Annotated in this window: 17 protein-coding genes; 3 read left to right on the top strand and 14 right to left on the bottom strand. The window is 50.4% G+C overall.

What is annotated here, in order from left to right; genetic code table 11:
• Positions 1 to 35: 35 nt before the first annotated feature.
• From GF423_RS04670 to GF423_RS04640, 7 genes are all read right to left on the bottom strand, one after another.
• Positions 36 to 2540, bottom strand: a complete 2505-nt coding sequence (locus tag GF423_RS04670; protein WP_154327268.1) for a TraG family conjugative transposon ATPase — start codon at positions 2538 to 2540, stop codon at positions 36 to 38.
• The gene (locus GF423_RS04665) at positions 2537 to 2869 is read right to left on the bottom strand and encodes a DUF4133 domain-containing protein (protein ID WP_084824243.1); all 333 of its coding nucleotides are present in this window, start codon (positions 2867 to 2869) and stop codon (positions 2537 to 2539) included. Before GF423_RS04665 ends, GF423_RS04670 begins: the two co-directional genes overlap by 4 nt.
• An 8-nt stretch (positions 2870 to 2877) precedes the next feature.
• Entirely contained in the window at positions 2878 to 3189 is a 312-nt protein-coding gene (locus tag GF423_RS04660) for a DUF4134 domain-containing protein (protein ID WP_005809211.1), read from the bottom strand.
• Positions 3190 to 3393: 204 nt separating this feature from the next.
• On the bottom strand, positions 3394 to 4122 hold the full coding sequence (locus GF423_RS04655; protein WP_154538181.1) for a conjugal transfer protein TraD: 729 nt from the start codon (positions 4120 to 4122) through the stop codon (positions 3394 to 3396).
• 19 nt (positions 4123 to 4141) lie between these two features.
• Positions 4142 to 4495 (bottom strand): DUF3408 domain-containing protein, encoded by a 354-nt coding sequence (locus GF423_RS04650; protein WP_038608074.1) that lies wholly within the window; start codon positions 4493 to 4495, stop codon positions 4142 to 4144.
• A gap of 8 nt (positions 4496 to 4503) precedes the next feature.
• On the bottom strand, positions 4504 to 4944 hold the full coding sequence (locus GF423_RS04645) for a DUF3408 domain-containing protein (RefSeq protein ID WP_154327267.1): 441 nt from the start codon (positions 4942 to 4944) through the stop codon (positions 4504 to 4506).
• A gap of 2 nt (positions 4945 to 4946) precedes the next feature.
• Positions 4947 to 5996 (bottom strand): ParA family protein, encoded by a 1050-nt coding sequence (locus GF423_RS04640; RefSeq protein WP_154327266.1) that lies wholly within the window; start codon positions 5994 to 5996, stop codon positions 4947 to 4949.
• Positions 5997 to 6415: 419 nt separating this feature from the next.
• Here GF423_RS04640 and mobA point away from each other — a divergent pair, with 419 nt between their 5' ends.
• Genes mobA through mobC form a run of 3 tightly spaced genes read left to right on the top strand, consistent with a single transcriptional unit; the run spans position 6416 to position 10115 of the window.
• Positions 6416 to 6844, top strand: a complete 429-nt coding sequence (gene mobA, locus GF423_RS04630; RefSeq protein ID WP_023056993.1) for a conjugal transfer protein MobA — start codon at positions 6416 to 6418, stop codon at positions 6842 to 6844.
• Complete coding sequence (gene mobB, locus GF423_RS04625) at positions 6823 to 8073, top strand: conjugal transfer protein MobB (RefSeq protein WP_154327265.1); 1251 nt, start codon at positions 6823 to 6825, stop codon at positions 8071 to 8073. The genes mobA and mobB overlap by 22 nt, the downstream gene beginning before the upstream one ends.
• A 32-nt stretch (positions 8074 to 8105) precedes the next feature.
• Complete coding sequence (mobC, locus tag GF423_RS04620; protein ID WP_154327264.1) at positions 8106 to 10115, top strand: conjugal transfer protein MobC; 2010 nt, start codon at positions 8106 to 8108, stop codon at positions 10113 to 10115.
• Between the two features lie 85 nt (positions 10116 to 10200).
• Here mobC and GF423_RS04615 read toward each other — a convergent pair whose 3' ends face one another.
• The 7 genes from GF423_RS04615 to GF423_RS04585 all read right to left on the bottom strand — a co-directional run bounded on the left by GF423_RS04615 (position 10201) and on the right by GF423_RS04585 (position 24246).
• A complete protein-coding gene (locus GF423_RS04615) occupies positions 10201 to 10806 on the bottom strand; it encodes an RteC domain-containing protein (protein ID WP_154327263.1) in 606 nt (201 codons plus the stop codon).
• A gap of 238 nt (positions 10807 to 11044) precedes the next feature.
• Entirely contained in the window at positions 11045 to 11467 is a 423-nt protein-coding gene (locus tag GF423_RS04610; protein ID WP_004291474.1) for a dihydrofolate reductase family protein, read from the bottom strand.
• Positions 11468 to 11746: 279 nt separating this feature from the next.
• Positions 11747 to 13069, bottom strand: coding sequence for a sigma-54-dependent transcriptional regulator (locus tag GF423_RS04605; protein ID WP_010538248.1), 1323 nt, complete (start codon positions 13067 to 13069; stop codon positions 11747 to 11749).
• Positions 13062 to 15380, bottom strand: coding sequence for a hybrid sensor histidine kinase/response regulator (locus tag GF423_RS04600; protein WP_010538247.1), 2319 nt, complete (start codon positions 15378 to 15380; stop codon positions 13062 to 13064). Before GF423_RS04600 ends, GF423_RS04605 begins: the two co-directional genes overlap by 8 nt.
• Positions 15380 to 17305 (bottom strand): tetracycline resistance ribosomal protection protein Tet(Q), encoded by a 1926-nt coding sequence (gene tet(Q) / locus GF423_RS04595; protein WP_118944864.1) that lies wholly within the window; start codon positions 17303 to 17305, stop codon positions 15380 to 15382. Before tet(Q) ends, GF423_RS04600 begins: the two co-directional genes overlap by 1 nt.
• Positions 17306 to 17963: 658 nt before the next feature.
• On the bottom strand, positions 17964 to 23804 hold the full coding sequence (locus tag GF423_RS04590) for a helicase-like domain-containing protein (RefSeq protein ID WP_154327262.1): 5841 nt from the start codon (positions 23802 to 23804) through the stop codon (positions 17964 to 17966).
• A complete protein-coding gene (locus GF423_RS04585) occupies positions 23794 to 24246 on the bottom strand; it encodes a DUF1896 domain-containing protein (RefSeq protein ID WP_206113377.1) in 453 nt (150 codons plus the stop codon). Before GF423_RS04585 ends, GF423_RS04590 begins: the two co-directional genes overlap by 11 nt.
• Positions 24247 to 24309: the final 63 nt, after the last annotated feature.

The following is a 24309-nucleotide window of genomic DNA, read 5'->3' as shown; positions in this document are numbered from 1 at the left end:
GCATTTTCTTTTTTAGTTGATGAATCTGTTTCTACTTATTCCTTTTTTCTCCGCCTTTCGGCAAGCTGCCGGATGGCGGCTTCGATGTCGCCGCCCAACTGCTCCGCCAGACGGTAAACCTCTACTTTTTCCGTTTCTTCGGTGGTGTACGCCAGATACTCTTCAGCACTAACTTCGGTGGCATAAACCGCCGACTGCGTGCCACCCAGTCCGATCCAGACCTCCTTGTAGAGCCTTGACGGGTTGTTCGCCATGTTGATGGAGAGTATCTGCGACTTCTCCTTCTCCGTAAGACCCAACAGGGACTGTATGGCATCAAACTTGTTCATGTATTTCCGCTGGTCGAGGAGTATCTTGCAGTCGGAGTTGTTGATGATGCTCTCCTTGACGACAGGCGAGGAAATGATGTCGTCCACCTCCTGCGTCACCACGATTGCCTCCCCGTAATACTTGCGCACGGTCTTGTACATATAGCGCAGGTACTCAGCCATATTCGCCGAAGAGAGTGCCTTCCAAGCCTCTTCCACTATCAGTTGCTTGCGCACGCCTTTCAGACGGCGCATCTTGTTAATGAAGGCTTCCATGATGATGATGGTCACCACAGGGAAAAGCTCGCGATTTTCTTTTATCGAATCAATCTCGAAGACGATGAATCGCTTGCCGAGCAGGTCGATGTTCTCCGTGGAGTTGAGCAGGAAGTCATAGCGTCCTCCCCGGTAATACTGCCGCATGGTGGTGAGCATATTGTCGATGTTGAAATCGGACTTCTCCACCTTTATCTCACGTTCCGCCAACTCCCTTCGGTAGTCGTCGCGCATATACTCGTAGAAGGTGTTGAACGAGGGGACGATGCTCCGGTCAGCCCTGATACGCTCGATATAGGCGTTCACCGCGCTGCCCAGTTCGCCGCTTTCCGTCTTCGTCACTTTGTCGTCCTCCGACTTCCAGAGCGTCAGCAGCAATGTCTTGATGCTGTCCTTCTTCTCCACGTCGAACACGTAATCATCGGTGTAGAACGGGTTGAATGAAATCGGTTTCTCCTCCGTGTAGGTGAAGTACACGCCGTCCGCCCCGTTTGTCTTGCGCCGGATCATCTCGCACAAGCCCTGATAGGAGTTTCCCGTGTCCACCAATACCACGTGCGTACCCTGTTCGTAGTATTGCCTCACGAGGTGGTTCATGAAAAACGACTTGCCGCTGCCCGAAGGACCCAACACGAACTTGTTGCGGTTGGTGGTGATGCCCCGCTTCATCGGCAGGTCGCTGATGTCGAGGTGCAACGGTTTTCCCGTGAGCCTGTCCACCATCTTGATGCCGAAGGGCGAGAGCGAATTGCGGTAGTTGGTTTCCTCCGTGAAGAGGCACACCGCCTGCTCGATGAAGGTGTGGAAACTCTCTTCCGCCGGGAAGTCCGCCGCGTTGCCGGGCATCGCCGCCCAGTAGAGTGTCGGGCAGTCGATGGTGTTGTGGCGCGGTACACACTCCATGCTCGCCAGCTGGCTGCCCACATCGTTCTTGATATGCTTCAGTTCCTCCGCGTCATCGCTCCACGCCATGACGTTAAAGTGCGCCCGTACCGAGGTCAGCCCGTAGGAATGGGCTTCGTTCAGGTACTGGTCTATCCACTCGCGGTTGATGCTGTTGCTCCGGCTGTATCGGGAGAGCGACTGCATATTCCTCGCAGACTTCTCGAATTTTTGAAGGTTCTCTTCACTGTTGTCGATAATCACATACTGGTTGTAGATGTGGTTGCAAGAGAGCAACAGCCCCACGGGAGAGGCAAAGGAGAGGCGGCAGTCGCTTCGATCCGTGGAGAGTTTCTCGTAGCGGATGTCAGTCGCCACCTTTCCGGGCATATCCTCCGCGTCAGAGAGGGTGTGCAGGCACAGGCGGTTGTCGCCGATGCGCATTTCCTTTGCCGAGAGGTCGATGTCCTGCAAGGTCGTGTCGCCTTCGGGCATGAGCGAGAAGTAACGCTCTATCAGTCCGGCGGACTTCTCCGTCCCGACAAGCTCGTCGGTGGAGAGGCGGCGCAGCCTGACAAAGCCGCTGTCGTTCATGATGCGCTCGAACTGTTCGGCAGCTTCCATGAACTTCCCGGCGGTTTCCTTGTCCAGCTCCTTCGGGATGATATGCCCCCGGCACAGCGTGCTGAAGTTGCTCTGCATCCGGTTACGCTCCTTCGTCGTCTTGGTCAGGTAGAGATAGCAGGAATGTTTCAGGTACGGACGCTCATTGAAGTGGCGTTCAAAGGAGCGGCTCAAAAAACTCATGTCGTCCTTCTGTAATTCCGGCTTGTAGCGTTCCTTGATGAACCAGTCCTGCTTATGTACGACGCAGAAGTCCGGCAGCACCTTGATTGCCTTGCACCAGCAGCCGTGTATCGCCTCGTACTCCGCGCCCGTCACGGTGTAAAGCTCCGGCAGTTCCACCTCAAAAGCCACCGTGATGTCGGCGTCTTTGGAAATGATGCAGCCATGCTCCACCGCCAGCAGGGGGAACTTGTTTTCCAGTGTTGTCATTTTGGATGTATTTCTCATGTCGTTTCTTCCTTTCGTTGCCGTTTGAATAATCGGGTGATCCGCCGCCGGTTGATAAGGTATCGGGGATGGCTCCTTACCGCTCCCAACTTCATCAGCCCGTGTTCGCCGTACCGGGCGTTCAGCGCGAAGGTCTGCCATACGAGGACGGAAGACGATGCCGCGCCGAAGCCGATACATATCCACTGGTCGATGCCGACCATGTAGAGGATGACGAACAGGACGAAGAGAGCCAGCAGACCCCCGCAGAATATGAAGAGGTACTGAGCCTTCAAACCCTTGAACTCGACCGGACGACCGATACCCTTGTTTATCGGGTATTCAGCCATACTGTTTATTAAAGGAAGAATGAGCGCAGGATAGTCGCAGCTACAATTAAAAAAATACATGCGCCGAACCACGAGGCTGCGGTTTTCGAGGTATCCGGGTCGCCGGATGAAAACTTGCCATAGACTTTTACGCCTCCGATAAGACCGACCACCGCGCCGATGGCATAGATAAGTTTCGTGCCGGGGTCAAAATACGAACTCACCATAGAGGTGGCTTCGTTGATGCCCGCGATGCCGTTTCCCTGCGCAAATGCGGAGGCGGTTGCGGCAATCATAAGTGCCGCAGAGATGATGAACTTTTGTCTGATGTTCTTGTTCATAAACTGTTCTTTTTTTGTGCCGTCCAAAGGGTGGATAGTCCTTTTTCGGGCGGTTGATACTTGATTACTTTACTTTGGTTTTAGTGGTTGCCCGTTTGTTTCCACGGACTTGGGTGTGTCCGTTGCGGATTGGCTGTACCTTGTACTGCCGTGCGCATGGTGTGATGCCGTCTTACGTTTTCATTTCCACTGTTTTTTTAGTCGTTATACATAGTCCCGGATATTGAACTCGTCAATGTTGTCGGGTACGGTAAATTCCTTTTTCGGTTTCTTCAGCCGGACTTCGATAAGCCCCTTGATACGGATGCTCAGTTCCGTCGAGCCGGACATCAGCTTCTCGTACAGTTCCGTTCCTTCCATATCGGAGAAGACCTTTGCCGCACGTTCCCGTTCTGCCGTTGTCGCTTCCGGGTTCTTGGCAGCCCTGACCGCATCGTCTATCTCGTCAAAACTGCTTCCCGTAGCTCTTGGTGTGTCGGGCGTTCCGTCCTCCGGTTCATCCTCCCCGAACTCCAGTTCCGAAGGCGGGATGCTCGTGAAGGTTTCATCGAGTTTTTCCTCCGGAACTTGTGCCGGATGGGACACGGTTTCCGTGTTTCCGTCGTCAAAAGTAGCCTCTTCCTCCGACAGCTCAATACCTTTTTCCGAAGTGGCTGCTTCTTGCGTTGGTATGGCAGCGGTTGTCCGGGTTGATGCCATTTTGAAACGGCTCCTGCCGATGATGTCCGATGTTTCTGCGGGAGGTGTTTCCCGTACCGTTTCCTGCTTCACCTCCGTGCCGCCCAATGACCGCCAAAGCCCGGCAATGCCTTTCAGGAAGCGGACGAATCTCGTTTCCATGATGCGGTCGTAGAGCAGCAGGAACAGGAACCACAGGTTACAGCCGACCGATACGGCCAGCAGAATGTCAGTCATGCTTATTGTTCCATTCATGCGCATTCTCTTTTAAGGGTTAAAATACTGCATCGTAATTCCGGGCGTAAAGGCTCTTTATCGCCTCTTCGCACTGGTTGAAGTGGTGTGTAAGCACATGGTCGATGTAGGCGGACAGCGAAAGCCTGTCATGCCCGATCACACGGGTGATGCGCATGATGCGGTCATGATACTCCGGGCGCACGTATGCCATCTTCCCCTCGCGTGCCTTTACTTCGGGTTCACGGATGAAAAGCCGTTCATAGTCCTTTTCGCCGCATTTGCCGCTTACCGGCACGGGCGACAGGATTTCCACACTCGCCTGTACTTGGGCAAGCATACCTCCGCCGTCATGGTGCGGACTTCTGTTTTTCTGATTCTTTTCCTGATTCATATCCATATTCAAATTAAGTCTTCACGTTGTTTCTTGTACAGTTCGTTTATTTTCTCCTTGTGCTGTTCCAGATGTTGGCGCAACACGGTGTCCACATAGCCGCCTACCGAAATTTCCCGTCCGGCGATGTCGTTCACGATTTTAAGAATCTTGCTGTGTACGTCCCGGCTGATATAGACGCACTGGCGTGTCTTTATCTCGTTGCGGCGAAGGAACAGACCGGAATAGTCGTCCTCCTGCCGTTTGCGGCGGGAGGTGTCTTTCTGCACCTTCTCCCTTGACGGGGATGCCGTGGGCGGTGGTTCCGTTTCCGGGACGCTCTTTTCTTCGGGGGCAGGTACGGGCGGCTCCTGCGCACGGTACAGGGTCCCGTCCTGCTTGCGTCTGCCGATGGAGGCTATCAACAGATCCTCGTCAATGCCTTCGGTGTTCACTTTCCTGCTGCCCATGATCATTGAGGTTTGATGATACGGCTGATTTCTTCCGAGAACTCACGGATGCCGCTCCCTTTCAGCAGGGATGCGTCCATCGGGAAGATGGTCGAGCGGAAAACGCTCTTGCGCTCTTCCGAGAGGTCGCGCCGGAACTTCTTGCTGTCGGGCAGGCGGGTGGATAACACCGACAACCCCATTTCGGCAATCACATCTTCATACAGGTCGTACAGCCCGTTCTTCTCCCTGCCGTCCACCATCGTCCAAAACAGGTACAGCCCTTTTGTTTTCGCCTGCCCGGTCGTCATGAGGTTGTCACGGAACATCACGGCGAATTGCAGGGTGCTTTCCACGACAAAGCGGTCGGCACTCATGGGCGCGAAGATGTAGTCCATCTGTGAAAGGGTCTTTACCACGCCGTTGCTTTTCAGCGTTCCCGGCATATCGAAGAATACGATGTCCGGTTTCACTTCTTCTTCGGCAAGCATCCTTTCGGCATCGTCAAGGGCGTTGAGGGCGTCGCTTGCAATGACCGGATAGGCGTTCTTCCTGATCTTGCGGAAGTGGTCACACGCGAGTGCCTTGAAATAGAGGCTCTCGTCGATAAGTTTCGTTTCACGTTCACGCAGTCCGTGGATGCTGTGCTGCGGAGCATCGCAGTCTATGACGGCGACATTGTGACCTTGCACGTTGTGGAGGTAGCTGGCGGCAAGAGCCGTGACGGTCGATTTGCCGATGCCTCCCTTTTGTGTTGCGAATGCAACGAAGATTTCATTACTCATGGTTCTATTGCTTTTAATGGTTGATGAATTGTTTTCCTGTTCCTGTACGGAAGCGGTGACATACATATCCGCGTCCCTGAAACACTGACAGATTGGTTCGTCACGTATCCGTTTCAATGGTGAAGCCGGGATTCGGATAACCGATGAATGACGGCATTGCGTCATGAAGTCATTGAATCCTTGAATCACCGCGTCACTGGAAAACCGGGTATCCGACAGTTCGGATATTCGGTTTGGCAAATATCCGTTGAAGCGGTTTGCCGGGTATCTGAAAGTTCCTTTTTCCATATCTTCAAATCGTTCGTTTCTTGAATCATGCTGCAAATAAACAAGGATATTTTTGAATCTGTATCACTTCTCTATCAAGTGGCAGCACGTTGCGCCGGTTGGCACTGATTGTCCGGGTCAAGCCCCTGTCCGATACCGCGTTAAGAACGTAACTTTGCACCCGAACGGCAGGGTTCGCCGCAGGTGGCGCAGCCCGGAGTTTGAATGGCATTCCCCAATCCGTCCCCGACGGATTTTTATGTTCACCTGAACATAGCAAGGTATGTTTTCAGCCGCTCAAAACATTTTGAGCAGCCACGAAAACGCCTTGCCCTTGCAGGGGGCGGGCTTACCCTCCGAAGTCGGGAAGCCTCTCAAACCTGCGGTGCTGTGCCTCGAAGCGGCGGCTTATGCCGTCAAACCGCTAAATCCAAGGTAATATGAGTGAAAAAAGAAGAAACAAAGGCGGGAGAAATCCCAAACTCGATCCGGCGGTGTTCCGCTACACCGTCCGTTTCAGCGAGGAGGAACACAACCGTTTCCTCTCCATGTTCGAGAAGTCGGGCGTTTACGCCAAGTCGGTTTTCCTGAAAGCGCACTTCTTCGGACAGCCGTTCAAAGTGCTGAAAGTGGACAAGACGCTGGTGGATTACTACACCAAACTGTCCGATTTTCATGCGCAGTTCCGCGCGATAGGTACAAATTACAACCAAGTAGTGAAGGAACTGAGGCTGCATTTTTCCGAGAAAAAGGCGATGGCGTTGCTCTACAAGCTGGAGCAACAGACCGTCGAACTCGTAAAACTGAGCCGTAAGATTGTGGAACTTTCAAGGGAGATGCAGGAAAAATGGTCGCAAAAATCAGTGTAGGAAACTCGTTGTACGGCGCACTTGCCTACAACGGGGAGAAGATCAACGAGGCGAAAGGGCGGCTTCTGACGACCAACCGCATCTACAATGACGGTACGGGAACGATGGACATCCATAGGGCGATGGAGGACTTTCTCGGCATGATGCCCGTGCGGTCGAAGGTGGAGAAACCGGTGGTACATATCTCGCTCAATCCGCATCCCGATGATATTTTGACGGATACGGAGTTTCAGAACATCGCACGGGAGTATCTGGAGAAGATGGGCTTCGGTAACCAGCCGTATCTCGTTTTCAAGCACGAGGACATCGACCGCCACCATCTGCATATCGTGACGGTCAGGGTGGACGAGGACGGCAGGAGCATAGACACCCGGAATAACTTTTACCGGAGCAAGCAGATAACACGCGAACTGGAACGGAAATACGGGCTGCATGACGCGGAACGCAAGAACCGCCGTCTTGACACGCCGCTGCGCAAAGTGGACGCTTCTGCGGGCGACGTGAAGAAGCAGGCGGGGAATGTGATTAGAGAACTGAACCGCAGGTACAAGTTTCAGACGATGGGCGAATACCGCGCATTCCTTTCCTTATATAATATGACGGTGGAGGAAGCGCATGGCAATGTGCGCGGACGCGAGTATCACGGGCTGGTCTATTCCGTCACGGACGATAAGGGCAACAAGGTCGGCAATCCTTTCAAGTCCTCGCTGTTCGGGAAGTCCGCCGGCTATGAAGCTGTGCAGAAGAAGTTTGCCCGTTCCAAGCAGGAGATTAAGGACAGGAAACTTACTGACATGACGAAACGCACCGTCCTTTCCGTGCTGGAAGGCACATATGACAAGGAGAAGTTTGTAGCCGCGCTCAAAGGGAAGGGCATCGACACCGTACTGCGCTACACGGAGGAAGGGCGCATCTACGGAGCCACGTTCATCGACCACCGCACGGGCTGCGTGCTGAACGGCTCACGCATGGGCAAGGAGCTTTCCGCCAACGCCTTGCAGGAACACTTCACGCTGCCTTATGCCGGACAGCCGCCGATTCCGCTTTCCGTTCCGGTGGAGGAACCGGAGAACAGGCAAGGATATTCCAAAGGGGAATACGAGAGCCATTCCGGTGGCATGAACCTGTTTGCCCCCGAAGGTCCGGCAGTGGATGCCGAAGAGGAAGCCTTCATCCGGGCGATGCAGCGCAAGAAGAAAAAGAAGAAGCGCAAGGGCTTGGGAATGTAATCAAGAGTTTCAACAATCAAAAAAATCAATGTATGTCACAACAAGAAGACGATTTGAGGGCATTGGCGAAAATCATGGATTTTCTGCGTGCCGTGAGTATTATTTTAGTGGTCATGAACGTGTACTGGTTCTGCTATGAAGCCATCCGGCTTTGGGGAGTGGACATCGGCGTGGTGGACAGAATACTGATGAACTTCAACCGCACGGCGGGGCTGTTCCGTTCCATCCTGTACACGAAACTGTTTGCCGTTCTTCTGCTTGCCCTGTCCTGTCTGGGGACAAAGGGCGTGAAAGGTGAGAAAATCACTTGGGGACGAATTTGGACGGCTCTTGCCGTTGGCTTCGTGCTGTTCTTCCTCAACTGGTGGATACTGGCTTTGCCGCTGCCGATAGAGGCGGTTACGGGACTGTATATCCTGACCATTGGCGCAGGTTATGTCTGTCTGCTGATGGGCGGTCTGTGGATGAGCCGCTTGTTGAAGCACAACCTCATGGATGACGTGTTCAACAACGAGAACGAGAGCTTCATGCAGGAAACGCGGCTTATCGAAAGCGAGTATTCGGTCAATCTGCCGACACGGTTCTACTACAAAAAGCGTTGGAACAATGGCTGGATCAATGTCGTGAATCCCTTTAGGGCTTCCATCGTGTTGGGTACGCCGGGCAGTGGTAAATCATACGCGGTGGTAAATAATTTTATCAAGCAGCAGATTGAAAAGGGCTTCTCGATGTATGTGTACGACTTCAAATTCAGCGACTTGTCCACGATAGCCTACAATCATTTGCTGAACCACCCGGAGGGCTACAAGGTGAAGCCAAAGTTTTATGTGATAAACTTCGACGACCCGCGACGCTCGCACCGTTGTAATCCCATTCACCCGGACTTTATGGAGGATATTACGGATGCCTACGAAAGTGCCTATACGATAATGCTCAACCTCAATAAGTCGTGGGTGCAAAAGCAGGGCGACTTCTTCGTAGAATCGCCCATCATCCTTTTCGCGGCTATCATCTGGTATCTCAAAATTTTCCAGAACGGTAAGTATTGCACGTTCCCCCATGCAATTGAGTTCCTTAACCGCCGTTACGAGGATATTTTCCCGATTCTGACCTCTTACCCGGAACTGGAGAACTACCTCTCGCCGTTTATGGACGCATGGCTCGGAGGAGCTGCGGAGCAGTTGATGGGACAGATCGCGTCGGCTAAGATTCCGCTCTCGCGCATGATTTCCCCGCAACTCTATTGGGTGATGTCGGACAGCGAGTTTACGTTAGACATCAACAATCCCGAAGAACCGAAAATCTTGTGCGTGGGTAATAATCCCGACCGTCAGAATATTTATGGTGCGGCTCTCGGTCTGTATAACTCCCGTATCGTAAAGCTCATCAATAAAAAAGGTATGCTGAAGTCGTCGGTCATTATAGATGAACTACCGACGATTTACTTCAAGGGACTGGATAATCTTATCGCCACCGCACGAAGCAATAAGGTTGCCGTGTGTCTGGGCTTTCAGGATTTCAGCCAGTTGGTGCGCGACTATGGCGATAAAGAGGCTAAAGTGGTGATGAACACCGTCAGCAATATCTTCTCCGGGCAGGTGGTGGGTGAAACCGCCAAGACGCTATCCGAACGCTTCGGAAAGGTCTTGCAGAAACGGCAGTCCATTTCCATCAATAGGCAGGACGTTTCCACCTCCATCAATACACAGATGGACGCGCTTATCCCGCCAAGCAAGATTTCCGGCTTGACGCAGGGAATGTTTGTCGGTTCTGTGTCCGATAACTTCAACGAGCGTATCGAACAGAAAATTTTTCACTGTAAGATTGTCGTGGATGCCGAGAAGGTGAAGCGCGAGGAAAAAGCCTACAAGAAGATACCCGTCATTACCGACTTCACGGATGAAAACGGTAACGACCGCATGAAGGAAACGGTGCAGGAGAATTACAGGCGAATCAAGGAGGAAGTCAAGCTGATTGTTCAGGAGGAACTGGAACGGATTGCCAACGACGAAAATCTGAAACATCTGTTACAGCAGAAATAACATAGCTGACGGGGTACAATGAAAACGGGCGGAGTAAGTTTGATACCTTACTCCGCCCGTTATTCTTTGGGGTTTTATCGTCAGCCTATCTTCTCATGCGCTCCATCTCTTCGTCACGGAGCATCTTCTCGTTCAGTTTTTCCTGCATCCTGTCAATGAAATAGGTGCGGCTTTCGTTCTTCCGGCGTTTGATATCGGTGTAGAAACGGTAGCAGTCCTTCGACTCAACCCCGAATATCTTGTAAAGGAGCGGGGCAAGCTGTTTGAGCGGCATGTTGCCGTTGTTGATGCAGCCCATCTCGTCGATGCCGTAGATAAGTTCCACGAGGTCGATGGCATTGCCCGTCCATTGCAGGAGGCTGGTGGCGGTTTCTGTTGTGTTGTTGGCGGATATCAGTGGCGGCACTTGGGGCGTGGCAAGGAATTTCTGCATCTTTCTTACGAAAGACAGAGCCTTGCTGACGTAGGCGGCAATCTCTCTTTTTTCTTCTGACAGATTACGTACGGGATGGTGCTGCAACTCGATTTCGATGTAGGCAAGCGCGATGACGGTAAGGTTCATGTCCATGCCGCCGTTGCACAGTTCGATCACTTGGGTGGCGAAAGCCGTGTATGCCGTTTCCATATTGCAGTCGCCGGCTTCGTTTATCAGGCGGAAAAAATCGGTTTCCGCCAGCAAGAAATAATTCATGGTTCTGTCAATTTTGAAAATTACACTTTGTTTTCTGCGTGCGCACATGAATATAATTGGCAAAAAACGCGGCAGAAAATAAAAAATCCAACACTCAATTTTACAAAGTGCTGGATTTCAGAGGTGTAAAATTCAGTATTTTTTCACAAGGACAAATTATCTCCGACTTAAATTGTTTGTAATCAGAACATTTATTCTATTCCTGAAAATAGAAATGTATGCTTGCCGCACATTTTGGCTATCTTGCTTTTTTATCAAGGATATAGATAATGCGACATACACCGTTGGGATAGCTTTTCAAAGAGGAAAGCGTCCAGTGTTGCTCTGGCAGAGCCGACTTAAAAAAATGTCGTCCGCTTCCGGATATGAAAGGAACGGTGTATAGTATGATTTCATCCACAGCGTGCATCCGCAGCAGTCCGTTTATATAGTCTGCCGTGTCCGGTGTGGCTTCCGCGAGGTAACGGATGTTTGTGCAGTCTTTTCTCCATTCGTGCAGCATTGAAATGGAATAGTCCGGTGTCACACGGTAAAAGGCTTTCTTCCTGATTTCATCAAGACCGCAACGGTCAAGGCACAAATCCTGATGTGCTTTATCATATAACTCTGAAGAAAGACATCCGTCCATCGTCAGTACGGCGAGAATCTGAACTTTACCCATAATCGTTTCCTTTCGTTAGGCAAGGGTAAAAAAGTAGCGTGCAATTCACACTACCTTCAAGCGATGGCTCTGGTAAAGCCTTTACGGAGAGTACGTGAATGCACGCTATGCGTAAGCATAGCATAAGCATCACGCAATCGTCTCCGTAGTTCCAATTTACCAGATTTTCGCTTGAAACGCCTTGCGGTCTTATCCTATATGTTGGCGGCGAAAAGCTCCTGCCAATCGCCGTTTTTCTCAAATGTTATGCAAAGATAGCCAAATTCAGTGAATTACGGGCTATGATTGCTTGAATTTATATTTAAGTCCATACTCTTCAAGTTTGTTGTATAGTGTTGTCCTGCCTATGCCGAGCAGTTCTGCGGCGACACTCCGGTTGCCGTTTGCCTGTTTCAACGCACGCAATATCCGCTCCTTATCCTCCGCGTCATTGCGCAAGGCGAAGCTGACAGTAGAGGTCGGTTTCGTCACGGCAAGTTCCAGATGCTCTTTCATGACAACACCTTCCTGCGCCTGCAATACAGCACCCATAACTTTCTGCCGAAGTTCCCGCACGTTGCCCGGCCATGCGTGTGTCAGCAACGCTTTACGTGCTTCGGAACTGAACCCGCTCACGCTACACTCCAGCTCTCTGTTTGCCATATCACGGAAGAACTCTGCCAGCGGCATGATGTCTTCCTGACAGTCACGCAACGGAGGAACGGTTATCCCGAAGTCGTGCAGGCGGTACAGAAGATCCTGCCGAAAACGCTTTTCATTCACCGCTACTTCCAAATCTTCATTGGTAGCAGCGATGATGCGGACATTGAAATTCCGGTCTGCCTTGTCTCCGACCGGGCGATACCGCCTCTCCTGTATGGCGCGGAGCAACATCTGTTGGGTTTCCAACGCGAGGTTTCCTACCTCGTCCAGAAACAGCGTGCCGCCTTCCGCCTCATGGAAATATCCTTTCTTGGCATTGTCCGCACCTGTAAACGCTCCCTTGACGTGTCCGAAGAAAGCCGACGGTGCAAGCTCTTTGGAGAGTGAACCGCAGTCCACCGCCACAAATGGCTTGCCTGCACGTTTGCTCTTGTCATGCAACAGATGGGCAATATGCTCCTTGCCCGTGCCGTTCTCACCAAATATCATCACGCTCATGTCGGTGGCGGCTACCAGCCTTATCCGGTGCATGATTTTCTGAAAAGCGGAACCTTCACGGGCGAATACAGGCATACGGCGTTGTCCTGCCTGACGTTCTTTCAGTATGGAACGGATCAGGGGGACAAGTTTATCCTCCACAAGCTGTTTGGGAATATAGTCTATCGAGCCGAGTTTCATGCTTTCCACGGCGGTATTAACTTCGGCGTAGTCGGTCATAATGATGAAGGGCTGCATCTTTCCCTCCTTTCGCATCCAGCACAAAAGGTCTATGCCACTGCCGTCAGGCAGACGCAGGTCGGCAACCACGATATCATTATCTGTTGCCTGTTGCAGATGTTTCTTCGCGGTTGAGAGGTGGTAAGCCTTCATATTGCGGTAGCCCTCCCGTGACAGCATATTGCAGACATATTCGCAATACACGATGTTGTCTTCCACCACAATTATTTTTGTCTTATCCATCTTCGTATTTTCTCCTTTCCTCTTCTGCCAACCGTATTATTTCCACTCCCTTATCCAGCACGGCAGTCACGGCATGGCTTAACGCTTCACCATCCGGGAGAGCATCGCCACGAAGCAATCCGTAAAGTACATTCAGCGGTTGGTCGGCACGGAGCACCTCCCACGAACTGCGCAGGTGGTGGATCAGGGAATCCAGCTTTTGCAGGTCTTTTTCTTTTGCTGCATTCCGTACCGCCTGCATTTCCTTTTCTGTTTCAGTTATCAACTTTTCCAGCATGACGGCTTCATTGCCATAGGACAATAAGGCGGAAAAGTCCGGTTTCCCGTCCGGTGTCGCTTTTATGGCACACCTGTCGGAAACCTCCATCAGTTCCGATATGGAGAACGGCTTGAACAGGCATCCGGCAAAGCCTTTTGCCAATAGTTCCCCTTTGTTACAACTGCCCGAAGCGGTTGCCACAACCACCGGGATTGTTGGTGAATTGCCCACGTTGGACGAACGCAACAGTTCCAGCAATTCGAAACCGTTTATATCGGGCATATTCAAGTCTGTCAGCAACAGGCTGTATTCTTTCTGGCGTATCATTTCCATCAGTGCCGCAGCATCGGTGCAAGTGTCGCAGTGTATTCCTTCTTGGGAATACATCTCTTTCAGCATCAGAAGTAATACCTCATCATTGTCAATGGCGACAACATCATGGAATTTATTGTTATGATAAACAGGTGTATTGCTTGTATATCCAAGCTGTTCTTCAGCTTCCTGCATAGAAATTTCAACTGTGAAACGACTGCCTTTCCCTTTCTTGCTGTCTAAACGGATTGTTCCGCCAAGCATCGACACAATATTACGCATTATGGCAAGCCCAAGCCCGAAACCCTCCTTTGCGGCGGCATTTGATAGACGTTCAAACGCACCGAACGCTTGTTTCTGTTCCTCTTCTGTCATGCCTGTACCTGTATCTTCAACGACCAGTGTCAGAACTCCATTATCATATTCAGTAATCAAAGAAACACCGCCTTCTTCTGTGAACTTGACAGCGTTTGACAGCAGGTTATTCCCGATTTGTATTATTCGCTCTTTGTCGGTCAATACAATGGCATCGTGTCCAGTCTTCACGGACAAGGACAGCCCTTTGTTCACGGCAACAGGCATGAACTCCGTTTCAAGTGTGTGCGTGATTGCTGAAATCCGGCAGGGTGACAGACGGGGCTGTTCCTTGCCGTTGTCCAGGCGGAAGAAGTCAAGCAAAGTGTTGAGCATATCCCGCATACGGTCGGAGGATTGCAGTATATTTTGGATATATTGCCCATTATTACCGCTATTGCATTCTTTCCGCAAAAGTTCGGTATAGCCGGTTATTGCCGTCAGTGGTGTACGCAACTCATGGGTAATAGTATATACCGCTTTCTTTCGGGAGGTTATGAGTACCTCATTTTGTTGCACGGACTGTTCCAATTGCTCGATCAAATCCGTTGTCTTGCGTTTGTATCGTTTAATGTTCTTTGCATCACGGTGTATGATGATATAGGAAATGACCAACAGCAAAAGAACAAATCCCATCAAGCCGCCTATCTGCATAAATGATTTTTTACGCATGGCTGTTATCTCGCTTTCTCTATTTTGTAAATCAGATTGCACCTTCTTTTCGATTTGGCAAATCAATCCTTGCAGTTGTCTGTTAAGTTCTGCATTACGGGCAGCAAGACTATCGGCTTGTTCTGACAATCGACGGCTCTGCGCATTCTGTTCGTTGACCATGTTTCTATTGGATGAACGGAGCGTAGTCGTTGTTGTCGTTGGCTTCGTTCCCTCTTTTTTGCCGAAGATGCTCAAGAAACCTTTTCGTTTTGGCTTTTTGGACTGTTCCTGCACACTTTTCTGCACAATAACCGGAATTTGATTGGCTATCTTCTTGTTAATAGATTGTTGTTCATCCATTAACCGGACTATCTGGAACATCTGTCGTTCCTTATCCTCTAAAAGACTGCGCACACTATCGATGCGCTCTGCTGGATAGGTGGCCTTGAAACGGCAAAGCATACTGTCCATTGCCATACGCCGTGCATGGTAATGCTCGATATCTTTATCGTTCCATTCCAGTATTGTTTCACCCAATAGAGAAAATTTTATCATTTGAATATTGATATTGTTTATTTCTTTTCGGAGCTCGTCTATTTTTTTATTGCCAAGTTCTAATGCTTCTATCTCCTGCCATTCATAGAGGCTATTATATGCCATACATCCGATAAGAATGGAGATAAGTATATATCCCAACTGTATTGCCTTATAGAAATTTCCTGACCGCTCCATTATTTTGATGACATTGATTTTTGGAACATGAATAAAAGTTTATCTTTTTCGTTCATGCGGATATTATCAGAATAACCGCCTTTTGTTATTTGATACCCGCATGGCTTAACCATAAAAATGCCTAAGCCCTTAGTGTATGAACTTACTTCTGATGCATAGTCTTTACTTGTATTTAATGGAACTTTCCCTTTAATATGACACCACTCATTATTGCAACTGATGTCTTCAATCTCAGACATCATTTTTTGCAAATCTGTAATAGCTTTGGAACTTGCCGCTTGGGGTATCTGCAACTCAAAATAGAGCATCGGTTCGAGAATGTCCACACCTGACTGTTGCAAGGCCAGCCTGAAGACATAAGGGGTCAGCTGTCTGAAATCAGCAGGTGTACTTACCGGGCTATAATACTCGGCTTGAGTAAAAGTTACTTTCAGATCTGTCACTTCCCATCCATGTAAACCAGATTGGCAAGACATACGAATCCCTTCAAAAACGGCATTTTGAAAAGAATGGTTCAGATAACCATAGGAGATGTCACTTTCGATTTGCAACCCTGCCCCTAACGGTAAGGGTTCAAGAGTCAGCCCTATTGTGGCCCAGTAAGGGTTGGGTGGTACTTCGATCTGAATAATCTTATTGACCTTTTTTATAGGTCGTTCTTTGTAGATAGTCTTGATCTCATCAAAATGGACCTTTACGGAAAATCGTTCTTCCAGCAATGTCTGTATGATTTCCTTTTGGGTCAAACCATATAACGAGATTTCCAATTCATCACTATATGAGTTTATGGAAAAGGACAAAGACGGGTCTTCAATCCACAATGTATTCAGAGCGGATATCACCTTGCTTCTCTCTTCGGGCTTATTTGGCCGGACGGAGGATTTGAGAGCGGGATGCTGATGAGATAATCCTTGAATCAAACAAGGTTTAGCACCTAAATAATCTCCGATTCGAAAATCTTCTATATCTTCTACAATCGCGATATCATTGGCACCCACTTCATCAACATTTATCTCTCTGCCCTGATAAATAGTCTTTAGATTTTTAATCTTGATGAATTTTTCCGAATCGTTGATTCTTACAACGTCTCGAAGTCTCAGACTTCCGTCAATTATTTTAAGAAAACTTCTTTTATGCCCTTTGGGGTCATGCTCTATCTTATAGAGATAAGCTGAAAGTCTGTTTGAGACTGATGCCGGAGGAAGTATAAAAGAAGAAATGGCGTCCAACAACTCATTGATACCGATATTGAACATTGCTGATCCATGTAGCACCGGATAGACTTTGGCTTTTGCCACAAGAGCGATTATCGTATTCCAATAATCAGCCGGTGAAATTTCGCTATCCGCCAAATATCGTTCTAATATATCGTCGTCATGGTTGCATACAAATTCTTTGTATTCTTCCTTTATATATGTTTGGGAGCAAACCGGATAAACCGATCCATCGACAACAGTTTGCATAAACAGGACATCTTGCGACAGATTTGTTTTTATATCCATATACAAACGCTCCAAATTCACACCGGCACGGTCAATCTTATTGATAAATATAATTGTCGGGATTTGCAGCTTTTGTAAAGTACTGAACAGCAACTTTGTCTGCGCTTGTATGCCTTCCTTTGCGGATAAGATGAGGACTGCTCCATCAAGCATTTTGAATGTCCGCTCCACTTCCGCAATAAAATCCATGTGTCCCGGAGTGTCAATGATATTGCATTTCACTCCATTCCAGATAATAGATGTCGTAGAAGCCCGGACAGTAATTCCTCTACGTTTCTCTATATCCATAGAGTCCGTTATGGTGTCACCATTATCCACACGGCCGCACTTTTCCGTTGCTCCACTGGCAAACAGCAGATTCTCGGTTACGGAAGTTTTTCCTGCATCAATGTGAGCAAGAATTCCTAAATTTATAATATTCATTTGGATTAAGCAATAATATACTACAATAGATGCATTGTCGAAACGCACCTTTTAATACCTCCTCGTAGCATATGAGAACTACAGGATTACTAACTCGTATTAATATGTATATTATTACTGCCGCATAACGATTACAAAATTACACAAAAAAATATATCTAACAAAAGTAGGAGGATTTTTTAACTTTTTTTACCATAGACATTTTATTAGGGAAACGTAGGTTCAACTGGTAAGTACAAATAAGTAGAAATGTTTGAACAACACTGTTTTAGGAAGTTGAAAAATCAAGTTTCTCTCTCGGTATAGCGTTTATTTTGGCCAATATCTTCTTTAGTTTGGCATTTGAGTATTTCCCATTCGTGTTCTATTTAGCTCCTTATTATGAGTATGTAGCAAGTTGCTTATCAAATTCAGCCTCTTTGAGGGTCAAATATGGTTTTGCAAATGGTGACTGACAAGACATAAACAAGGTCAGCAGGATTTTTTACATAAATGGACATGAATGTATATAACCTAAAATAAGAATAAATTTTAATAAGGGCTGCCCAAAAAGAAAAAAATGCAGTTGCCATCCTACAGATACTTGCAGAAAGGATAAAATTTACTTTTAGACCTTTTGGGATAGCCCTTATTAATACTTCAGATAAAATTCCTAAGGTTATATTTTCAATCCTTTGAACCGGGTTTCCTCCTTGGCATACAGTCCCGGACGCCCGATTATGACATGGTTGGCAACGATACTATCCGCCGGACTGCGTATCTGCGGCGGTGCATTTTCGGGATATTGCGCCTGCCTGTTCCTCACATCTTCCGCTTCCGGCTTGACCTGTTGCCCTTCTTTCTCCTTTTCGGCGACTTCGGGCGTGGGCGGCGCAAGTTCCAGCTGTATTTTTCGGTCAAGGGCGGCAAGTTCGGATTTCAGCTGCTTCAGCTCGTCCTCCTTCTTCCACACCTTGCCCGCTATCTCCTGCAACTGCGGTATCTCCCTCTCCAGCACCTCGTTCTTCGCCTTGTACTGGTCGATAATGGAGGGTATCCTCTCCATCGCGTTCAGGAAGTTTCGGGCGGCAGCCATCGGATCAGCCATTGCCAGATGTCCGTTGTTATAGGTGTACTTGTAGTTCCCCTCTACCACGAAGCGGTTGTCGGTAAACTCCAATCCCTCTTTGAGTATCCTCTCGCTCACCACCTTTATCGGAAAACCGTACAGTTCTCCGACCTGTGTGTAAAGCCCGCCCGTAGTGGCGTTTTTCGCTATCTCCTGCAAACGCTTTCCGATAACCTTCTCATCGGCGGAATCCACACCGTCCACCTTTATTATATTAAGGCGGTTGCCCTCCCTGTCGGTCTGCGCCACCGAAAGGAAGCGGTTCCAGTCCTCCGTCATGGCATCTATGAAAGCCGTGTTGTTACGCAACTCGCCCGTCTTCGACTCTAACTTGAACTCCGAATCACGCTTGCCCTTGTTAAACGACTTGCGTTCCCCTTCGAGCGAGGCGATGCGCTTTTCAAGTTTCGCCTTGTCCAGCAGGTCGGTGTTGCCGGATAGCAACGCCATATATTCCGAAAAGTTCATGCCCGATTTCTCGTCCACTGCCCCCTCGTCGATGGTACGCGCCCCCATAGCACCGCTTTTGAGCTGGCTGATGAAAGTCTGCTTGCAGTGCAGGAGGTTGAACTTGTAGCTGTCCAGTGACTTCTCCACCGCGTAGATGATTACGTCCACGTTGTTCCCGGCGAAATGCTTGGCAATTTCGTTTCCGGCTCTAACTCCGCGTCCGTCACGCTGTTGCAGGTCGGACGGTCGCCACGGCGTATCGAGATGATGAATTGCCACACACCTTTTCTGTGCGTTCACACCCGTTCCGAGCATGGAGGTGGAGCCGAACAGAACACGCACCGTTCCGGCATTCATGGCGTCTATCACCGCCTTCCGAGCCTTGTCGGTCTTGCACTCCTGAATGAAGCGCACCTCGCTTGGCGGTATGCCGTAGTCCTCCGTCAGCTTGCGCTTGATTTCCGAATAGACGTTCCACCCGTCGCCCGGCTGATATGTCCCCAAGTCCGAGAAAACGAACTGCGTGCCTTTCTGCGCGTCGTATTTTTGGTAATACTCCGCGATCATCTTGGCACAGTGGCTCGCCTTGTTATCGGGGTGGTCTTCATAATGCGGGTCTATCATGCGCATGTCGAGTGCCATCTTGCGGGCGTAGTCGGTGGCGATAAGCATCTTCGCCTTTTCCTCCGTTTCCGAAAGCGGCAGCCTGCCCAGAAGTGTGGCATCGCCAGTCTTGGCGAACTGCATCAGCTTCTGTATGAAGTCCTCCTGCTCCGGCGTGGGCGGTATGTGGTGCAGTATCTCATTCTTGTTGGGACGATCTACGCCCACGTCCTCTGCCGTGCGGTAGTCCGTGATTTCATTATAGAAGGCGGCAAGTTCCGGCACCTTGATGAAGTAGCGGAAACGCTCCTTTTGAACCACGTTGTTCGTCACGTTAAATTCAAAATCCGTCGTCTTCTTGGCGAATATCGCCGCCCAAGCGTCGAAACATCGGATGTCCTGCCGTTCCAGCTCCTTCGGACGCAAATACTTGAACAGCAGATACAACTCCGTCAGCGAGTTGCTGATGGTAGTACCCGAAAGGAAGGTCGCTCCCAAGTCTCTGCCCGTGCGCTCCTGTATGGTGCGTATGGCAAAGAGCATGTTCAGTGCCTTCTGGCTTCCCTCGCTGTTGCCCAGTCCCGCCACACGGTCATGGCGCGTGTTGAACGTCAGATTTTTGAACTGGTGGCTCTCATCTATGAAGATGTGGTCGATGCCCATCTGCTTGAAATCCACCACGTCGTCCGTGCGTGACTTTATGGCGTGTTCCACCTTCTCCAGCTTCGCTTCAAGGTTGTGCTTGCGCTTCTCCAATCCTTTCAGCATCGCCCGCGACACGTTCTTTCCCTGCTGCCGTAGCACTTCGAGGTTTTCCTCCACCGTGTCAAGCTCCGCTTGCAGGATGCGCTGCTGCAACTCCGGCGACTGCGGTATCTTGCCGAACTGGTCGTGCGACATGATGACGCAATCGTAGTCGTTGTTCTTTATATTATTGAAGAAGCGCACACGGTTGGCGGTCGAAAAGTCCTTCTCCGAAGCGTACAGAATACGTGCGTTGGGATATGCCGCCTGATAGGTGGCTGCAATCTCCGCAACGTTGGCTTTCAGCCCGATAATCATCGGCTTGTGTGCCAAATTCAGACGCTTCATCTCATGCGCGGCGATGCACATTATCAGCGTCTTACCGGTTCCCACCTCGTGGTCGCAAATTCCGCCGCCGTTCTGTTTCAACATCCAGACGCAATCCATCTGTGAGGGATAGACGCTCTTGATACCCCGGCTTGCCAGCCCTTTCAGGTTGAGGTCGGGAAAAGTCTGGTGCGAGCCGTCATACTTCGGGCGCACGAAACAGTTGAACTTGCGGTTATACATCGTCACAAGCCGCTCCTTGAACTGCGGCGACTGCTCTTCCAGCCATTCGGAAAAACCGTTTCGTATCTCGTCAATCTTGGCGTTGGCGAGCTGTATTCCCTCGCTGTCGCGCACCTTGATGTCGTTGCCATGCTCGTCCTTGCCGATGGACTTCATCATGTCAGGGCAGGTGTTGTGCAGGGCGTGTTTCAGGAGGTGCATACCGTCATAGTTCCGGTAATACCCCTTCACCAGAAACTCGTCCGTGATTTTCATGGTGCGGTAGCCGCACGCCACCGAAAACTCGTCCATGCTTGCGGAATAGGCGATTTTCACCTCCGTGTCGAACAGCCGGCTCATGTAGGCGGCATAGACACCCGTCGGAATCCATCGTTCCCCGAAATTGAAGTCCAGATCCTCGAAGGCGATGCGCGGCGGTTCGGCTTCTTTCAGAGCTTCCAACGCCTGCTTCACCTCCGGCATACGCTCATTTTCGGGATTGTCGCCCATCCAAGCCTCTATGCGTTCCGCCTTCTCTATCACGTTCCCGGCAATGAAGCGGTCTTTGATCTCGTAACCGGTCACGAGCGGATTATAATAGATGCGCCCTTGCAGGGCTGTGAGCAATTCCTCCGCCGTGCTGTCGGTTATCGTTCTCATATAGTCAATATCGACAGTGCCGAACTTGTTGAGCGACGCGGACAGGGCTTCTTCGGGTGTGCCTACGTTGGCATGGCTCTCCACCGCGAAGGAAACAGGATGCTCGAAGATGTCCGCCTTGACGAACTTTCCGTTCTCCACCCGTTCCAGCGAAAGGATGTCGCGCCCGCCCGCATCCATCATCACTAACTTCACGTTCTGCTTGGCGTTGAGGTTGCCGTAGCGCATGACAAACTCATCGTAACAGGTATTCAGATGCTCTCGCCACGGAACATTTGCCTCGCGCCGGAGCGATTCATAACGATACAGACGCTCGTAGGCGTCACGCAGTGACACATACAACAACGCCTTTTCCTTCTGGTATCCTTTCAGGTTGAGCGGCTGGAATGTCGCCCCGTATGGCGTGATGTCTTTCAGGTAGCCGATGTTATGACGCCCCCGGTCAGCCACCAGCGACCCTTCGCGCAGGTGCATCTCCGGCGTGCGGTGGTAGGCACGCGGAGAAAGGTCCACGATTTCCTCCTTCGGCTTTTCCGCTTCGATGTCGGGGAAAAGGGAGGTTGCCACCGCTTCCGATGGGGTATCTGTAACGGCAGGTGCTGCGACTGCCTCCGGCTGTGTTTCCTCCTGTCGAGGTTGCTCACGGGGCGTTTCCGACATAGCTTTCACTTCCGTCTTTTCCGCCGCCGCTTGTTTCTCGTTATGCTGTCTCGCCAGCTCCCGAAGTTCTTTCCTGCGTTCCGGTGTCAAACCCATCATCATTTCATAGAAGCCGTTGATGGGAGGATTGGTATCCCAGTCCAACGTGGCATAGATGTCGTCCGGGTCGGCAGGCTTGGCGGTGTTCTCCGTTTTAGCCTCCTTGTTCTCTGTTACAGTCTTAGGGGTGGTAGCCGTCGGCACAGCCGTAACATTTTGTGTGACATGCACCTGTGGCTTGGGTAGAACGCGCCTTGCCGGGCTTTCCTTTTTCGCCTCCTTTTTCTTTTTGGCGGTTTTCGGTTGTTGGCTGACTTCTTCCGTCATCCCCCAGAGGTCGAGCAAGGATAGCTGCACACCGTCAAAATATTTCGGACGTGGCTCTATCTCCGGCTTTTCCTCTGTGGGTTGCGGTTTCTCCGTCGGAGTTTCCACCGCCTGCATCGAAGATGTTGTTTCCATCTTTATGGCAGTACGCTCCACCTCCTTTTGAACGGTAACTTTTTCTTCCGTTCCCGACTGCCGGATTGAACCCGAATACAGACGCATGGCGAGCCTGTAATGGAAATCCTCGTCGAGCATACGGTGCAAATCCCCGGCGATGCCTGCTGCCTTGCCCTCGTGCAGATAGACCATAGCGGGCTTCCCGTATGGGTCGGTGTCAAGTTTCGACGTCGTATGCACGATGCGTTCCGGGTGGTGGATGAAATAGGCGTTGTCGGTCAGGTCGGTTTTCGTGTCCGTCTGTATTACGGTCATCAGCCGCTCGTCCTGCGACATTTCCTTCTTGCTGAGGTTCTTTTGCAGGACAATCAGGTCACTGCCCACTTCTGTCCCCGCGTTGTCCGTGAACAGGTTGTTGGGCAGGCGTATCGCGGATACCAGATCAGCCTTACTGAACAGCTCGTTACGCACGGAGGTCTTGGTGCTGTTCAATACCCCTTGCGAGGTGATGAACGCCACGATACCGCCGTCACGCACGGCATCCAGTCCTTTGAGAAAGAAATAGTTGTGGATGGCTTTCTGGGCGGAGCGTCTGCCGAATGAGTCGCTCCGCTGAAACTCAGGGTCGAACACGGTTATGTCTCCGAACGGAATGTTGGACACCGCCAAGTCGAAATAATTGTTGAACGGTCTTTCGATTTTCTCAAAACCGCAGGTGCGCGTTTTCTTGCCGGGATAGAGATGCCTCAGGATTGTACCCGTGAGCAGATCCTTCTCGAAAGCCATCACATCCGCATTGGGGTTGTGCCGCAGCATGGAATCCACGAACACGCCAACACCCGCCGACGGTTCGAGCATACGGGCGGGGCGGATGCTGTAATCTGCCAGCACGTCCGCGATGGTGTCGGTTATCTCTTTGGGGGTGTAGAAAGCGGTCAGCACGGACGCTTTCAGCGAATCCACAAACCGCTTGTACTCTGTTTCGTCCTTGCTGTTCTCACGGATAAGCCTGTGCAACTCCACCGTCGGGGCGAACAGTTCGAGGTCGGATTTCGCCCACCGGACGGCATCCGTCAGTTCCTTTGCAGGGTTGAGGATACATTTCAGACCGCCGAAACCGCAATACTTCCGTAGTATTGCCCGTTCTTCGGCTGTCGCCGCTCTCTGTTCCCTTTCAAGGGTGAATGCCGTCCGTATCGCCTCGATATTGTCCCGCAGTTTCTGTTTGCGGTTAAACGCCATACTCCTCTATGTAGAGGACAGCTGCCCCTGTCAGCTCCGTGTAGAGCAGGTCATAATCGGGCGACAGGGCGAAATTGTCGTCCGAGAGGTCATAAATGGAGAATACGTTTCCGACAAGCGGCAGCAGTTTTCGGGTAAAGGATTCACGCTTCGCTTCCGGCACGTCGTCGGAAAACTCGTTCTCCACGACTTCGCGCAGGATGGCGTACTTGGAGTAGCGAAGCCCCTCCAGCAATATATTCATCGCCAGTTCTTGTGCACCATCGGCGGGATAGCCTTCAAGCCTCGCCCGTTCATACGTTCCGGTAGCACGGTCGGCGCGTTCACGGATGAAGGTTTCGTCGGTTGCCTGTTCAAACCTGTTTGTCCGGAGATATTCCAGCAGGTACAGACCGTAATAGGAAAAGTCGGTCTGTCCTTCGTTTTTCTTCTTGTTGTTCATTACTTTGGAGTTTAGTGGATTGGTAAATCATGACCGGGATAATTGTCTGAAAGGAGAAAGAAA

Origin of the sequence: Sodaliphilus pleomorphus, assembly GCF_009676955.1 — a bacterium.
In the GTDB taxonomy this organism is placed as follows: Bacteria; Bacteroidota; Bacteroidia; order Bacteroidales; family Muribaculaceae; genus Sodaliphilus; species Sodaliphilus pleomorphus.
Note: the sequence above shows the minus strand (reverse complement) of the source record. Positions and strands in the feature narration are given on the sequence as shown.